Genomic DNA, 13,955 nt, shown 5'->3' on the forward strand with positions numbered 1-13,955 from the left:
AAATGCGTCACTGAATGCGTGAATAAATGGGGTTGAATAAATGTGGTCAGACTGAACTGACCCTGGTATTTCGTACTATCCACCGGCCTTGAATATCATTTTCTAACGGTTTGCCAGTCTATGCAGGACGATCCTGTTTTCCGGCTTTGCTGGCTGCGGCGCTTTCCACAGGCTGAACCAATCGAAGGAATGCCGCCAATTGCTCCACCCAGCGCAGTTGTCCGCGGGCGATAGCGCGCGAAAAACGCGCAGGCGATCATCGCTGAAATAGTAGGTGCGGTTACCGCGATCAAAAGGCATGCTCAGATTTCCTTCAGGCGCTGGAGGTATTCGATGTCGGCAAAATCAACCAGCGGGGTACTAACCGAAAAGCCAAGCTGTCTGTTTTTTCATGACGCGCTGGATGAGGCGTCTCGAATATGCTGTTGCCGCTACCCATACCCGGGTATCTGCGCATTTTGAGAATCACTCCAATCGGCGCCCCGCATTACCCGCTCTCGGTGCCGGGGTCACACGTGACTCGGGCGGTTTCTGAAGCGAGGTCCCAGCGGCCGCGACAGCGGAGGCCGGAGAATAAACAAAGCGCCATTCGGCATAGCTCTTCGCATCCTTGAACGCCTCGTCTTTCGCTGCAAACCCCGCATTCTTGAAAGGATGGCCTGGCGCCGGACTGTACACGCCGGCGATGCCCTGCGTGTCGGGTTCGCGGATCAGCATAAACGGACGACCGGTCAACGGGTCGCGCCAGGCGCGGCGCAGGTGCCGCACGACGTTGGGGCGGCGGTTGTCTTCCAGCAGGTCGTCGAGGCTTTGCGGCAGGCGCGGCTGCGCGGGATCGAGTTCGTAGTAGCTGCGGATGGCCTGGCGGTACTGGTCGCCGATGAACAGCAGGTCGGCTTCGCGCTCACGTTGCGATTCGGTGTGCCAGAGGGTGCCCGCGGCGGCCAGGCCTATGCCGATCAGCGCGACCAGCATCAGCACGAACAGGTAGGTGAAGCCGGATTGCGCAGGCTTACCAGTCGGCATAGGCGCTGCCGTCGTGCGCCGTCCCCGGCGCGCCGCTCTTGATGTCATACATCGCTCCGGCGTCGTCACTCGAGGGCGCCACGATCTGCCAGGTGTCCGGGCGCTCGGTGATCGGGTCGACGGGGAGCGAGCGCAGGTAGCGTGCGCTGACCAGGGCGTCGAGACTGTCCGGGTAACGGCCGGTGTCGCCATGGTATTTGTCGATGGCGTCGCGCATGATGGCGAGATCCTGCCTGAGGATGGTTTCGCGGGACATGTCCAGGTGCTTGAAGTAGCGCGGCAGCGCCAGCGCCAGCAAGAGCGCGATGATGGCCATCACGACCATGAGCTCGACCAGGGTGAATCCGCGTCGTATCCGTTTCAGCATGATTTCACCATTCCCGATATGGCACGCCGTTCAGACCCGTGGCGGGCGACAGCGAATACACGTCGAACACGTCGCGTCCCGGCGCGGGCGTGTCGGGCGGGCTTGCGTAGCTGCGCAGGCCCCAGGTGGTGGCCGGCGGGGCGGCTGAGTCGGGATAGAAGGGGTCGCGCGGCAAGCGGCGGATGAAGTAGATCTTCGTGGCGTCCGGCTTGGTCTTGTCGGCCACGCCCTGCCACAGCACGTCGAGATCGGGCGGGTAACCGCTGCCGTCGGCAGGCGAATCGACGCGGCCTTCCTTGACGCTTTGCTTGTAGGCGTCGAGCGCCGTGCGGATCTGCCGCAACGCGTCGCGCAATTCGGTTTCCTTGTGGCGCTGCTGCACCAGCTGGGCGAACGGCACGGCCATGCTGGCGAGCAGCGCGAGGATGGCCAGGGTGACCATCAACTCGATCAGGCTGAATCCCTTGCTGCGACGCGCCATGCCTAGTTGTCCGGTGCCGGCGGTGGCGGAATCTGCGGGACGGGGATCGCGGGCGCGGCATCCGGTGCCGTCGCGGGTTCGGCGGCCGGCTCAGCCTGAGGGATGTCGGCAGGCTGGGGCGTCGGGACAGGTGGCAGACGGTCCACACCGGGCCGGAACGACAGGTTCGCGCCGCCACCGCCGATGTCGCTTTCGGTGCCGCCACGGAATTCGGTCAGTGCCGGCTGGCGGGTGGAATCGCTGCGCAGCACGCGCGGCGTGATCAACAGCACGATCTCGGTCTTGTTGCGCTCGTTGTGATGGTTGGAAAACAGCCGTCCCAGCAGCGGCAGGTCGCCCAGCCCGGGGATCTTGCTGGCGCTGCTGCGGTCCTCGTCCGAAATCAGCCCGGCCAGCACCTGGGTTTCGCCGTCCTTCAGGCGCAGCGTGGTGCCTGCGTTGCGGGTACCGATCTGGTAGGTGAGGGTGCCGTTGTTGCTGCGGATTTCGCGCACGATGTTGGAGACTTCGAGCCCCACCTTGATCTGCACGTCCTGGCGCATCAGCACCGTCGGCTCCACGTCGAGCTTCAGGCCCACGTCCAGGTAGGACACCGATTCCGACACCACGCCGGTCGACGTGGTGTTGGAGGTGATGACCGGCACCTTGTCGCCGATGTGGATTTTGGCCTTCTCGCGGTTCTTCACGCGGATGCGCGGATTGGCCAGGATGTTGACGTCGCTGTCCTCCTTCTTCAGGTTGACCTGCGGGTTGTTCATCGCGATGTCGGCGCCGGTGAGGTGGCGCAGCTTGTCCACGGTCAGCGGCAGCGGCGACAGCGTGGTGTTGGTGGTGACTACCGGCGCGCCGACGGTCGACGAGGTGGCCGTGGCGGTGGTGATGGTGTTCAGCAGGGAAAACTGGTTGGGATACTGGATACCCAGGTCGAGCAGCCGCCCGCGCTTGATCTCCAGCACCTCGACGTCGAGCATCACTTCCGGTTCGGCCAGGTCCTGCACCGCGACCAGCTTCTCGGCCAGCCGGATGGCGTCGGGCGTGTCGCGCATCACCAGCAGATTCAGCCGGTCGTCGACATACATGTCCCGGGTCTTGACCAGCGTACGCAGCATGGCCATGGTGGCCTTGGCATCGGCATTGCCCAGATAGAAACTCTTCACCATCAGGTCCTGGTAGGCCTTCTGTTTCTGTGGCTGGTCGGGATAGATCAGCAGCGTATTGGCGTTGACCACTTTCTTGGCCAGCTGGCCGGTCATCAGGAGCATGTCCACCGCATCGGCGATCGGCGTGTTGCGGGCAAACAGCGTGGCCTTGGTGTCCGTCCGCACGTCCTTGTCGAAAATGAAATTGAGGCCCGACTGTCGCGAGATCATGTCGAACACGCTGCGCAGCGGCGCATCGCGGAACTCCAGCGTGATTGGCTTGCGGTAGGCCGCGCCGAGTTCCGGCAGCTTGAGTTCGTCCGGCGTGCGCGCAGCCTGGATCTGCTGTAGCAGCGCCTGCGCGCCGGCGTGGCCGGGGGATTCGGCCAGGATCAGGCGCGCGGTCTGTTCCGCTTCGTCGAGGCGGCCCGCCGTAAACGCCTCGCTTGCCGCCTGCAGGCGCGTCTGGTTCTGGCGCGCCGTGGCCAGATTGTCCAGCAGGGTGTGCGCACGCGGGTTCTCGGGATGGATCGCCACCACCTTGTTCAGCGCGGCTTCCGCCGCATCGAAGCGTCCGGCGTCGAGGTCTGCCTGGGCCTGGGTGAGCAGCTGGCTGGCGATGCGCTCGCGCTGGGTGTGGTAATAGGCCTTCAGCTTGATATTGCCGGGCTCCTCGACCATGCCTGTACGCAGTCGGGCAATGCCAGCCTCGGGCTGTCCGGCGTCGATCAGCTTGCGGCCTTCGGTCAGCCCGGTGCTGGCGCAGCCGGCGAGGCTGAGCGCGAGGAACACTGCAGACAGGCAAACATTATGGGTGCGTTGCAACTCAATCTCCTGTGCGCAGGCTGCGCGTCTGGTTCAGCGGTAGGTAAGTGAAATTCAGCATGCCGCCGGTCACGGGTTCGAGCCGCCACACGCCGTCGAGTACCTGGCCCGCGTGCACGCTGACCGGCACGGCACCACGCGCCAGGTAATACGTGGTCTGCCCAGCTTCCTGCCAGCGGCCCATGTAGCCGAAGGGCAGGGCCGGCGCTTGGGGCGGAGGCGGCGGTACATAGGGTAGCGGGGGAGGTGGCGGAGGCGGGACGTACCAGGTCTGTACTGGAAACAGGTTGGCGTGCGACAGGGCCAGCCGCGGTTCTGACTCCCGGGGCTTTTCCCGAACTGCGACAGGCGCCGGCGCCTGGGCTGCGCGGACAGGGCGGGGCGCATGCGCCACAGGCTCGGTCACGTCGATTCGATCGCCTGCATCGTCATTTGATCGATCATTGATCGCCAGCCAGATGGACCATGCGGCCACCCCTGCGAGCGCGACAAACAGGACAGAACGCCGGGCCTTGTCGGTCATGGCGCCGCCTCCACGAACAGACTCAAGCGCAGCTCCGCCTGCAATTCTGCGGATTCGATCCGCTCCCGCTTCAGCTTCAGTTCGTCCAGCGTCAGGTTGGGCAGGCGTTCCAGTGCCGTCGCAAGAAAGGCATGCAGGTCGGGGTATGCCGCCTTCACCGGCAGCGCGAGTTGCCAGCGTTGCAGGGAGGTACCCGTCAGCGACGACACGCTGTATTGGCCGCGCGGCAGTTCCAGCCCATGCAGGCGGGCCAGGCGTTCCAGTTCGCCGATCAGTTGCGCTGCTTCGCCTGTCGGCGGCAACAGGGACAACGGATTGGCAGGAGGGGGAGGCAGCGGCGTGGCCGCCTGTCGGGCGGCAGTCTGTTGCAACGCGGCCAGACGGACCTGCTGCGTGCGGACTGTCTGCTGCAGCGACGCGACCTGGATCGTCTGCAGCAGCAATGCAACCCCCAGCAGACCCAGGCCGGCCAGACCGGCGGGTCCCAGGCGGCGTCCCCATTGCCTCAGATGCCATAGCCAGCCGTTCATGCGCCCAGCTCCACCAGGATGTTGAAGCGCAACGGCTTCTGCGCATCGTCGGCCTGCAGTTCGTGCTGGAGGAGTTCGACGCGCCGGATTCCCGGCTGTTGTTGCAGTGCGTCGATGAAGGCGATCGCATCGGCCAGATGCCGCGCTTCGGTCACCAGTTTCAGACGCGAGGTGGATTGCACCGCGTCGAGCGAGACCAGCGCGATCTTGCCGCTGCGCGCGGCTGCCAGGGCCTCGAATGCAGGCTGCCAGGAATAGGCAAGCTGCGCCGAGACTTGCGACCGGGTGCGCTGGGCCGCGTCGTCCGTGCGCTTGACGGGGTGGACAGCCGGTCGCGACTGGCTTTTTTCGAGGGCGGCGATCTGCATCGCCAGCCTGGCCTCGGTTGCGTGCGCCGCCTGCAGGTTCATCCAGACCCAGGCCATGACGGCCACGCCGGCCAGCGCCAGCACGATGCCCAGTATGCCGGGGCGCGTGGGACGTGGGTGAAAGTCGAAATCGAGCCGCGCCATCGTTTAGATGCCTGCCAATGCCAGGGCGCCGTGGATGTCGGGGTCGTGCGGCAGCATCTGCCAGTCTCCGGCAGCCGGTTTCAGGACCGGACCGGTGCCCACGGCCTGGATCCAGACTGCGGACGGCAAGACCTGGCCGGCCGATGCGGCTTCCCGCTCTATCAGGTCGGGCAGGGCGTCGATCCAGTCATCGCCGACCGGCTGGCCGCCGAGGTGGTGCCAGACGCCGTTCGCGCTGCCGAACAGCGTCAGCCAGCCGGGTTCGGCCAGCGCCCACCAGCCTGCAAATTTGCCGGGCAACCGCGGTGCCGCGATGCTGGCGAGCGGACGGATTGCCACCTCGCGAAACCCGTGGCGCGCCAGCAAGGCGTCCAGTTGCTGGATGAACGATGCGTCCATCGCGGCACCGACCAGACCATGCCGCGGTGGCTGGCTGAGTACCTGCACGTTCCACTGCAGGGCTTCATCGCCGTAGATATTGCGCAGACTGGCACCGACCAGCGCGCGTTCCTCGGCACGCGAGAGCGTCCTGCCGGGCGGCGGCGTCAGCACGTGGCGTACGAAATGCTGCGACAGCACCACCTCGACCCGCCGGCCATGCCAATCCGGATCGGTGAGCGCCTCGTCCAGCAGCGGCAGCAGGCTGGACGCATTGCGCTCACCCGTGGCGAGTACGCGGCTGGCGGGCGTGCCGCGCGGGCGCAGCAGGGCTGCCTCGCCAGGCGCGAGCGCAATGCGCAGGGAATCAGCCGACCAGCGTGACACGGTTGATCTCCTCCAGGGTGGTGTCGCCCGACTTCACCAGCGCGAGCGCGGCGTCGCGCAGGCTACGCGTGCCGCCGCGCGCGGCGGCTTCCTTTATCTGCCCGATCGGCGCACGCGCCACGATCAGCTCGCGCAGTTCATCGGTCAGCAGCAGAATTTCCGCAATGGCACGGCGACCCTTGTAGCCGCTGCCGCGACAGTGGCCGCAGCCGCTGCCCTGGCGGAATTCATAGTCGCGGGTCTTCTCGCGCGTCAGCCCCGACAATTCGAGCAGGTCGTCGGCGGGCACGACCGGCGCGGCGCAATGCGGGCAGTTCACCCGCAACAGGCGCTGCGCCACGATGCCGTTGAGCGCCGAGACGAAGCTGTAGGGATCGACGCCCATGTGGATGAAGCGGCCGATGACGTCGAACACGTTGTTGGCATGGACGGTCGTGAATACCAGATGCCCGGTGAGCGCGGACTGCACCGCGATCTGCGCGGTGTCGGCATCACGGATCTCGCCGACCATGATCTTGTCGGGGTCGTGGCGCAGGATCGAGCGCAGGCCGCGCGCGAAGCTCAGGCCCTTCTTCTCGTTGACCGGAATCTGCAGCACGCCCGGCAGCTGGTATTCAACCGGGTCCTCGATGGTGATGATCTTGTCGCGGCCATGGTTGATCTCGGAGATCGCCGCATACAGTGTGGTGGTCTTGCCCGATCCCGTCGGCCCGGTCACCAGCAGCATGCCGTAGGGCTCGGCCGCCAGTTTGCGGATGCGCGCCAGCGTCGCGCCGGCGTAGCCGAGGCCTTCCAGCGTCAGCCCGGAGAGTTCCTCGGACAGTGCCTGCCGGTCGAGGATCCGCAGCACCGCATCCTCGCCGAACACGCTCGGCATGATCGAAACGCGCACGTCGACTTCGCGGCCCTGCATCGACACCTTGAAGCGGCCGTCCTGGGGCACCCGACGTTCGGCGATGTCGAGTTCGGCCATGACCTTGATCCGCGAGATCGCCTGTTCGGCCACCTCGGTGCCCGGCGCGTGGGCGATGTGCGAGAGCACGCCGTCGATGCGGTATTTCACCGTCAGGCCGCGCGCATCGGTTTCCAGGTGGATGTCGGAGGCCCCGGCTTTCAGTGCGTCGTACAGCGTCGAGCGCACCAGCCGCACGACCGGGCTGGCGTCCTCGGCGATGCTGGCGAACGACAGGGCCTCGGCGCCGGAATCCTGCACGACCTGTGTGCCGCTGCCGCCTACGCCTTCCATCGCGCGCAGGCCTTCCTCGTGGCGTGCCAGCAGCGCCGCCAGGTCGGCGGGGTGCGTAAGGCCGGTCTTGAACGGCAGCCCCAGCACGTGGCCGGCATAGGCGCGGCTCGTGTTGTCCCAGGGATCGATCAGCAGCAGCCAGAGTTGCCCCTTGGCATCGTGTGCGACCAGGCAATGCCGCCGGCCAGCTTCGTTGAAACCCAGCTTGCCGAAATCGACCGCCAGCGCATTCAACGCAGCCATGTCGAAAGCGGGCAGACGGCAGTGGGCCGCCAGCAGATGCAGCGTGGCATCGGCATCGAGTCCGAACTGTTCCTGCAGGCACAGCATCACGGCCTGGCCAGCAGCGTTCGCCGCCTGACGCAGGCTGGCCAGTGTGTCGGCGGTGAGAGTGGGGTGGGGGGCGTTCACTGGATCGACCCTGCCAGATCGAAGATCGGCATATAAAGCAGCACCACGATCAGGCCGATCGTCAGGCCGATGAACACCATCAGCAAGGGTTCGAACAGGCGGGTGAACCAGTCCACCCAGCGCGCCATCTCCTCGTCGTGGAAGATCGCGATGCGCTCCATCATCTCGCCCATGCGGCCGCTTTTCTCGCCGACGCGCAGGAGCCGGGCGGCGACCGGCGTGGTCAGCTCGCCCTGCGCGAATGCGGCGGAGATGGATTCGCCGCGCCGCATCGCATCCATCGCCACGGCGGCGCCGCTGCGCAGATGCGCGGTGAGCAGGCCCGACACCATGCCGAGCGCCGACACGATCGGGATGCCTCCAGTCAGCAGCATGCCAAGGCTGCGGTAGAAGCGCGCCAGCTCGAAGGTGCGCAGGTGTTCGCCGATCGCCGGGGTACGCCAGGCCAGACGGGTGAGGGCGGCACGCGTGGCGGGCTGTGCCAGTGCCAGAACGAAACCGGCAATCCCGGTCACCGCCCCCAGCAATATCCAGATGCCGTGCGCCTCGACCGCTTCGCCCCAGGCCAGCAGCATCTTCGACATCCACGGCAGGTCGCGCCCGGCGTCGGCATAGACTGAAGCAAAACGCGGCACGACGTAACCGAGCAGAAACCCGATCACCAGCGTGCCGACGCCGATCAGCAGCAGCGGATAGATCGACGCCGACAGGACTTTCTTCTTCACCGCGTCGATCTGGTTCTGGTAGCCGACATAGCGGGCCAGCGCCGGCGAGAGGTCGCCCGTGCTTTCCGCCGCGCGCACGGTAGCGGCATACAGCGGCGGAAACGCCTCGCCCTGCATGGCCAGTGCCGTCGAAAACGGGCGTCCCTCGCGCATGGTGGCGAGCAGGCGTTCAATCAGTTGGCGCGACTCGGTCCGGCTCTCTTTCTCGCCCAGGGTTTCCAGGGCTTCGGTCAACGTCAACCCGGCCTCCAGCAGCGCGATCAGTTCCTGCGTGAACAGCAGCAGCGGAAAGCGCGCGCCTCGCCCCGCCAGCCACCGACCGCGTTCGGCCACGATGGACAACACCTGCGCGCCATCGCGCTGCAGCCGTGCGGTGGCCTCGGCCTCGTCGAGCGCCTCCACCGTCGTGGCCGTCACCCCCGTGCCGGGGTGCAAGGCTTTTATGCGATAACGCATGAGGCGGCTTTACCAGTTCCCGATGTCAGCGTCTTCGCCGCTGCCGCCCGACGTGCCGTCGCGGCCGAAGGAGAAGATATCCACCTCGCCGTGTTCGCCGGGCATCTTGTATTGATACGGCTTGCCCCAGGGATCGTTGGGCACCGCCTTTTTCAGATAAGGACCATCCCAGTGCGGCTCGTCCGCCGGCTTGGCATTCAGCGCGGCCAGTCCCTGCTCGGTGTTGGGATAGCGGCCGGTGTCGATCCGATACTGGTCGAGCGCTTTTTCCAGGGCGACGATCTGCGCCTTGGCGGTTTTCACTTCGGATTTGCCGATCTGGGCGAAATACTTCGGCGCCACATAGCCGGCCAGCAAACCCAGGATCACCAGCACCACCAGGAGCTCAAGGAGGGTGAAGCCGCGGTTGCGGCTGGGGCCGGGTGTCGCGATGAATGGAAACACAATCTGACCTCTGTGTGATGGCTTACCGAATGACAAGCAATTTTTTAGGGACGAATGCTGCTTATTCCAGGTAATTGGCAAAGGACTACCTGTCACGGAACTGAATTGAAACAGACGCATGTTACATATTGATTGAAACCGGATTCTGGCGCCCCAGCTGCTTGCGTAGCCAGATGGCTGCCATGGATGCTTCCGCCATCGCTCGATGGCTTGCCCTGAACGGATCGGAGTAGCGTGACGGGAAAAGTATTCCCGGGCGGGATTTAGAGGCTGGACAAACTGAGCCGGGGTGCCGGGGGCATTGTTAGCTGAACTGGCAGACTGAATAAGCGGAAACGGCGCAGGATCGACGGAAAAACGATAGCTCATGCGGCCCTCCCTGGCTGCATTCATAACACTTATTATGTTGTTTTCCGCAGATCGACCAGCGTATAAGCGCCAGTTCTCATTATGGGAGCGAACTTAGCACGAGGTTTTTTGTGTGGCAAGCTGAACTGGCGTTTTCAGCTTCAGCTAATCGTTTTTATTGGCTTACCCAGGATATCCGTCAGCCGATGCCGTTGGGGTTCCACTTTTCCGTCAGGTGTCCGCCCGCGTCATGGGTGAAGGCGAGATAGTCGAAGTTGGGTCCCCAGATGCCGATCAAATTGCCGACCGGATCGTAGAGATAGTCGGTGCGGGCGCCGTTCTGATCCTGCATCGTGTTCAGCATCCCGCCCGGGCTCCAGGCGAAACTGCGGGCCTTGGCCGAGGTGCCGGGGCGGGTGTCGGTCAGACGGGTCACGCGATGCGCGGCGTCGAAGGCGGTTTCCTGCCCGGCGATGAGGTTGCCGCTGCCGTTCCTGACCTCGATGCGGGTGGGCTGGCCCAGCGCATTGCGGGTGAAGGTTTCGGTGCGGTAGACGTTGCCGTTGGCGTCGCGCACCGTGCGGCTCTGCAGCTGGTGGCCGGTGGCCCAGGTCATCTGCGTCTTCTGGTTCCTGGCGTCGGTCGCTTCCAGCACATTGCCGAAGCGGTCGTAGCTCCAGGTCCAGACGTGACCCAAGGGGTCGGTCTCCTTCACCTTCCAGCCGAAGTCGTTGTAGACGATGGCGGTCTGCTGCTTCAGATCGGGATCGGTGCCGCTCATGTCGCAGGGTGCTGCCGGATTGAGGGTGCTGCCGGCCCACAGTTCGACCGGACGGCCCAAAGTGTCGTACTTGTTGCAGGTGACCGGAGCACGGCCGCCTATTTTCTGTGCAGAACGGAGTGACATGCATCAACCCATTTCTTGATTTCACGTTGATCAAACAGGCCGCCATTCAAAATAATCTCTTTATCACTAGACTTATTCTGAACGGTGATGACGATGCGTTGATAGGGTTTGTAGCTGAAAGCAACAAAGCTGAATGCGCACTCCACTTTGACGACATCCGTCAAATCGATATGCACTCTGCGCAAGAGCGATCGGTAAGTTATCGCATCTTGGGTTAGCGACAAGGTGGTGGTTTTAACCAAAAGAATGGCGGTTATCAACAGGATCGCTATTGTGGTGGTTGCAACCCATGAGCCAGAATTCAAAGGTATACCCATAGCTATTGGAAGCAATACAGTAGCTAATGACACAGCAGGTATACCCACTAAAAACCAAGATGCCTGCCTAGAGGTTCGCAGCATGTGCTTCGGAGTAGAAATCATGTTTACTCTAAGCCACCAAGGGGATAGCCCTTGGCATGGTCGCCTGTCAGTATTTTCACGATCATATTGGTTACTTCGATCTCAGCATGCTGTAACCGCCACTCGAGTAATTTCCACTGCCGAGGGTCGGGCTCGGCGGAGCACTCAATTGGGCAAAGCTCGACATGTTCTGACTACCGCTGTTGGAGCCCGAGTAAGCATTGCCACTACCATTTGCAGGTGAAGATCTGACTTGATTGGCCCCGTTCTGCAGTGCATCGCTGAGTAGCCCTTCCGGTACGGTATTTTCCCGAACCATGACGGAAGGAACCATCTTCGTCGCCGTTTTGGGAGCCACTCGTGAAATCGTGCCGTTCGCGTATTTGGTCATCAGGCCTTGCGCTGTTGACGCGTATTTCGGCTTGATCACACCTGCAAAAGGTTTCAGCACGCCAGCGGCTACACCACCTGCCACGGTTGCTGTGACTGCACTCCTTACACTGTAGCCACCTTTTTGTGCACCGGTGGCCATATCAACGTTTTGCTGAATAAAGTTTCCTACAAGTGCACCAGCACTGCCATAGGCGACAGTTGTCGCTACCCCGCCGCCATAAAGCAGCGCCACACCACCCGCGGCACCTGATGCGGCAGCTCCCAGATAAGTTCCAGCAGAGCTGAGTTTGCCTGCTCGATAATCCTGAATACCCTGCATGGCCACATTAACTAAAGCTCCACCAGCCGCAAATGCACAAGGTACACAAATTTCACCACTTGGGTCGGTATTGTTGACCGGATCGTTATTTACATACGCATACCGATTGACGCCGTTAGGCATCCCCGCCGGATCGCGTGAGATGAACCTCCCCAGCGTCGGATCGTAATACCTTGCCCGGTAGTAGATCATCCCCGTCGCATCCGGCTCTCTGCCGGTGTAGCCGTAGGTTTGTATCGTCCCGCTCGACTGGACCCTGTTCCCCCAGGCATCGAACAGCTGCGCCGCCACGATATTCCCTGATTGATCCGAGGTCGCCACCACACTGTTGATCCCGTCCTGGTGGTAATAGACCGCCCTCGCACTCGGGTCGTTCGTCTGCCCGGTGAGCCGCATCAGCGGATCGTCCGTGTTGGGCCCGTGCACATAGCGCGCCGTCTCGCTCCAGGTCGCACTGTACTCCGCATCGATGTCGTCGCCGTTATAGCGGTAGTAGGTGGTAATGCCATTGCTCGTCTTCGCGATCCGACGACCGGCCTGGTCGTACTGGTAGCTCTCGCTGACGCCGGGCTTGTAGAAAGCAATGAGCTGATCATCGGGATTCCACGTGAAGCTGGAGACGGTGCTGCCGCTGCAGGTCGTCGTGGTCCGGCTCACACCTGTGCCTTCACACTTCTGGGTCAGATTGCCGTTGGCGTCATAGACGAAGGCATGGGTGAGGGCACCCGTCGGGCTGCCGCTGCGTAGCTCGACCAGCTGGTTGGCCGCATCGAAGACGGCGTATTGATCGACGCCGTTGACGGTTTTCTTGGTCCAGTTGTCCAGCGCGTCGTAGGCGTAAGCGTCGTTCTGTGCGGGCAGGGTGAGGCTACCCGCCTTGTCCACCGCCGTCTGCCTTCTTCCCAGCGCATCGTAGACGACCTGCCAGCCGCCGTCGATGCCGCAGGTCTCGCGGCCCTGGTCTTGTTTCGGTGTGCCGACTTATGTTGCATTGAAAATATCGTGCAAAGGGTTATTAGGCCTATTCAACCGAACCCGTTCATTGCCCTTTACATAGTAGAGTTCGAGATCACCTTTATCAGGACTTTCTTCAATAACAGCCGCGCCATCAAGCACTGCCAAGAAACTAAATGTAGTTAGATCAGCCGTGTATTTAATTACTCGCCCCACCATTGCCTTATCCTGCTCGGTGAGCCCATTAAACCAATTAGACATTTCCACTAAATTTTGGTGGGGCCTTCGGCCCGCCGGTTTAGCTAGGGTTCTCAATCCACCAGTAACCGTAGCATCTCTGACCGAAAGTTTAATTCCATCTACAAATTCTTCGCTGTTCATAAATTTAAGGCTTCCTAAAAGACTCTGGGTACATTGATTTGTTTAAGTTAATCAACTCTCTAAGTGAGCTGTTTGGCGCATCAGTGTACCTTCTCAAGTCGAGAATATCTTTGGCAAGCTGGCTTCGTGCCGTACCCGTAACGGCTCCTCTGACAGTTGGGATCGCCTGATGTATTTCAGTCGGCAATACAATTGCCGGAGCCGAGTTGTATTGATATCCAGGAATAATCTGGCTCATCGGGTTTCCTTGTCCAACATGATGGATCTGTAATCCGTCGTTAGGCAATGAATTCGTTCTCAGTTTATTTGCCAGCCCTACTTCATAGGCTTTAACTCCAGCAGCGATGCCTCCACTTCCAGCCGATTTAATAGCTCCAACGGCTAGCCCACCCACTGCCGCAGCGCCCTTGAAAATCCCCGAACCAAGCAAATCATCCGGTGAGAACATCGGGGCTTGCAGCGCATTAGCCTGTACGTCAAATGGGTTAGGGACATTTGACGACATTGGAATACATGAACTGCATCGTTGCTGTTGGGGGCTAAAGCTTCCCATTCCACCACGCACATCGGTCAAGCTCTGCCGTCCGCTGCTCAACGAGCCTGCATCAGCGGTCATGTTGAAGTAGTTGGCTGGCAGACCGCCTTCACTCCTTAATTTCAGCCCCATCGGATCCGTGAAGTTAACCGGATTGTTGTTGACGTAGGCATACCGATTGACCCCATCCGGCATCCCCGCCGGGTCTCTTGAAATGAAGCGTCCAATTGCAGGATCGTAATACCTTGCCCGGTAATAGATCATCCC

17 protein-coding genes are annotated in these 13,955 nt (G+C 62.2%); all 17 read right to left on the bottom strand.

The features are described from left to right. Nucleotides 1-102: 102 nt before the first annotated feature. Complete coding sequence (locus B058_RS18065; protein ID WP_018508842.1) at nt 103-300, bottom strand: hypothetical protein; 198 nt, start codon at nt 298-300, stop codon at nt 103-105. A gap of 165 nt (nt 301-465) precedes the next feature. Continuing rightward, entirely contained in the window at nt 466-1,026 is a 561-nt protein-coding gene (locus B058_RS0112580; RefSeq protein WP_018508843.1) for a type II secretion system protein, read from the bottom strand. Further along, entirely contained in the window at nt 1,013-1,393 is a 381-nt protein-coding gene (locus B058_RS0112585) for a type II secretion system protein (RefSeq protein ID WP_018508844.1), read from the bottom strand. The genes B058_RS0112580 and B058_RS0112585 overlap by 14 nt, the downstream gene beginning before the upstream one ends. Nucleotides 1,394-1,397: 4 nt before the next feature. Continuing rightward, nucleotides 1,398-1,874, bottom strand: coding sequence for a type II secretion system protein (locus tag B058_RS0112590; protein WP_018508845.1), 477 nt, complete (start codon nt 1,872-1,874; stop codon nt 1,398-1,400). Nucleotides 1,875-1,876: 2 nt separating this feature from the next. After that, a complete protein-coding gene (locus B058_RS0112595; RefSeq protein WP_211208695.1) occupies nt 1,877-3,838 on the bottom strand; it encodes a secretin N-terminal domain-containing protein in 1,962 nt (653 codons plus the stop codon). Nucleotide 3,839: 1 nt separating this feature from the next. After that, nucleotides 3,840-4,361 carry a lipase chaperone gene (locus tag B058_RS0112600; RefSeq protein WP_018508847.1) on the bottom strand — a complete coding sequence of 174 codons (522 nt, stop codon included), beginning with the start codon at nt 4,359-4,361 and terminating at the stop codon, nt 3,840-3,842. Then, nucleotides 4,358-4,891, bottom strand: coding sequence for a GspMb/PilO family protein (locus tag B058_RS0112605; protein ID WP_018508848.1), 534 nt, complete (start codon nt 4,889-4,891; stop codon nt 4,358-4,360). The genes B058_RS0112600 and B058_RS0112605 overlap by 4 nt, the downstream gene beginning before the upstream one ends. Further along, the gene (locus B058_RS0112610; RefSeq protein WP_018508849.1) at nt 4,888-5,403 is read right to left on the bottom strand and encodes a hypothetical protein; all 516 of its coding nucleotides are present in this window, start codon (nt 5,401-5,403) and stop codon (nt 4,888-4,890) included. Before B058_RS0112610 ends, B058_RS0112605 begins: the two co-directional genes overlap by 4 nt. A 3-nt stretch (nt 5,404-5,406) precedes the next feature. Continuing rightward, on the bottom strand, nt 5,407-6,168 hold the full coding sequence (locus B058_RS0112615; protein WP_018508850.1) for a hypothetical protein: 762 nt from the start codon (nt 6,166-6,168) through the stop codon (nt 5,407-5,409). Continuing rightward, nucleotides 6,149-7,825, bottom strand: a complete 1,677-nt coding sequence (locus B058_RS0112620; RefSeq protein WP_018508851.1) for a GspE/PulE family protein — start codon at nt 7,823-7,825, stop codon at nt 6,149-6,151. Before B058_RS0112620 ends, B058_RS0112615 begins: the two co-directional genes overlap by 20 nt. Then, complete coding sequence (locus B058_RS0112625) at nt 7,822-9,006, bottom strand: type II secretion system F family protein (RefSeq protein WP_026240890.1); 1,185 nt, start codon at nt 9,004-9,006, stop codon at nt 7,822-7,824. Before B058_RS0112625 ends, B058_RS0112620 begins: the two co-directional genes overlap by 4 nt. 9 nt (nt 9,007-9,015) lie before the next feature. Continuing rightward, nucleotides 9,016-9,450 (bottom strand): type II secretion system major pseudopilin GspG, encoded by a 435-nt coding sequence (gene gspG / locus B058_RS0112630; RefSeq protein WP_051082116.1) that lies wholly within the window; start codon nt 9,448-9,450, stop codon nt 9,016-9,018. Between the two features lie 547 nt (nt 9,451-9,997). After that, nucleotides 9,998-10,705, bottom strand: coding sequence for an RHS repeat domain-containing protein (locus B058_RS0112635; RefSeq protein WP_018508854.1), 708 nt, complete (start codon nt 10,703-10,705; stop codon nt 9,998-10,000). Continuing rightward, nucleotides 10,678-11,127 (bottom strand): hypothetical protein, encoded by a 450-nt coding sequence (locus B058_RS17925; RefSeq protein WP_157265844.1) that lies wholly within the window; start codon nt 11,125-11,127, stop codon nt 10,678-10,680. The genes B058_RS0112635 and B058_RS17925 overlap by 28 nt, the downstream gene beginning before the upstream one ends. A gap of 70 nt (nt 11,128-11,197) precedes the next feature. After that, a complete protein-coding gene (locus B058_RS0112645) occupies nt 11,198-12,703 on the bottom strand; it encodes an RHS repeat-associated core domain-containing protein (RefSeq protein ID WP_018508856.1) in 1,506 nt (501 codons plus the stop codon). A 96-nt stretch (nt 12,704-12,799) separates the two neighbouring features. Continuing rightward, complete coding sequence (locus B058_RS17600; RefSeq protein WP_081616796.1) at nt 12,800-13,153, bottom strand: hypothetical protein; 354 nt, start codon at nt 13,151-13,153, stop codon at nt 12,800-12,802. Nucleotides 13,154-13,157: 4 nt separating this feature from the next. Then, on the bottom strand, nt 13,158-13,955 hold a 798-nt coding region (locus B058_RS18175), incomplete at its 5' end, for an RHS repeat-associated core domain-containing protein (RefSeq protein WP_211208696.1).

This window comes from Thiobacillus thioparus DSM 505 (assembly GCF_000373385.1).
Lineage (GTDB): Bacteria > Pseudomonadota > Gammaproteobacteria > Burkholderiales > Thiobacillaceae > Thiobacillus > Thiobacillus thioparus.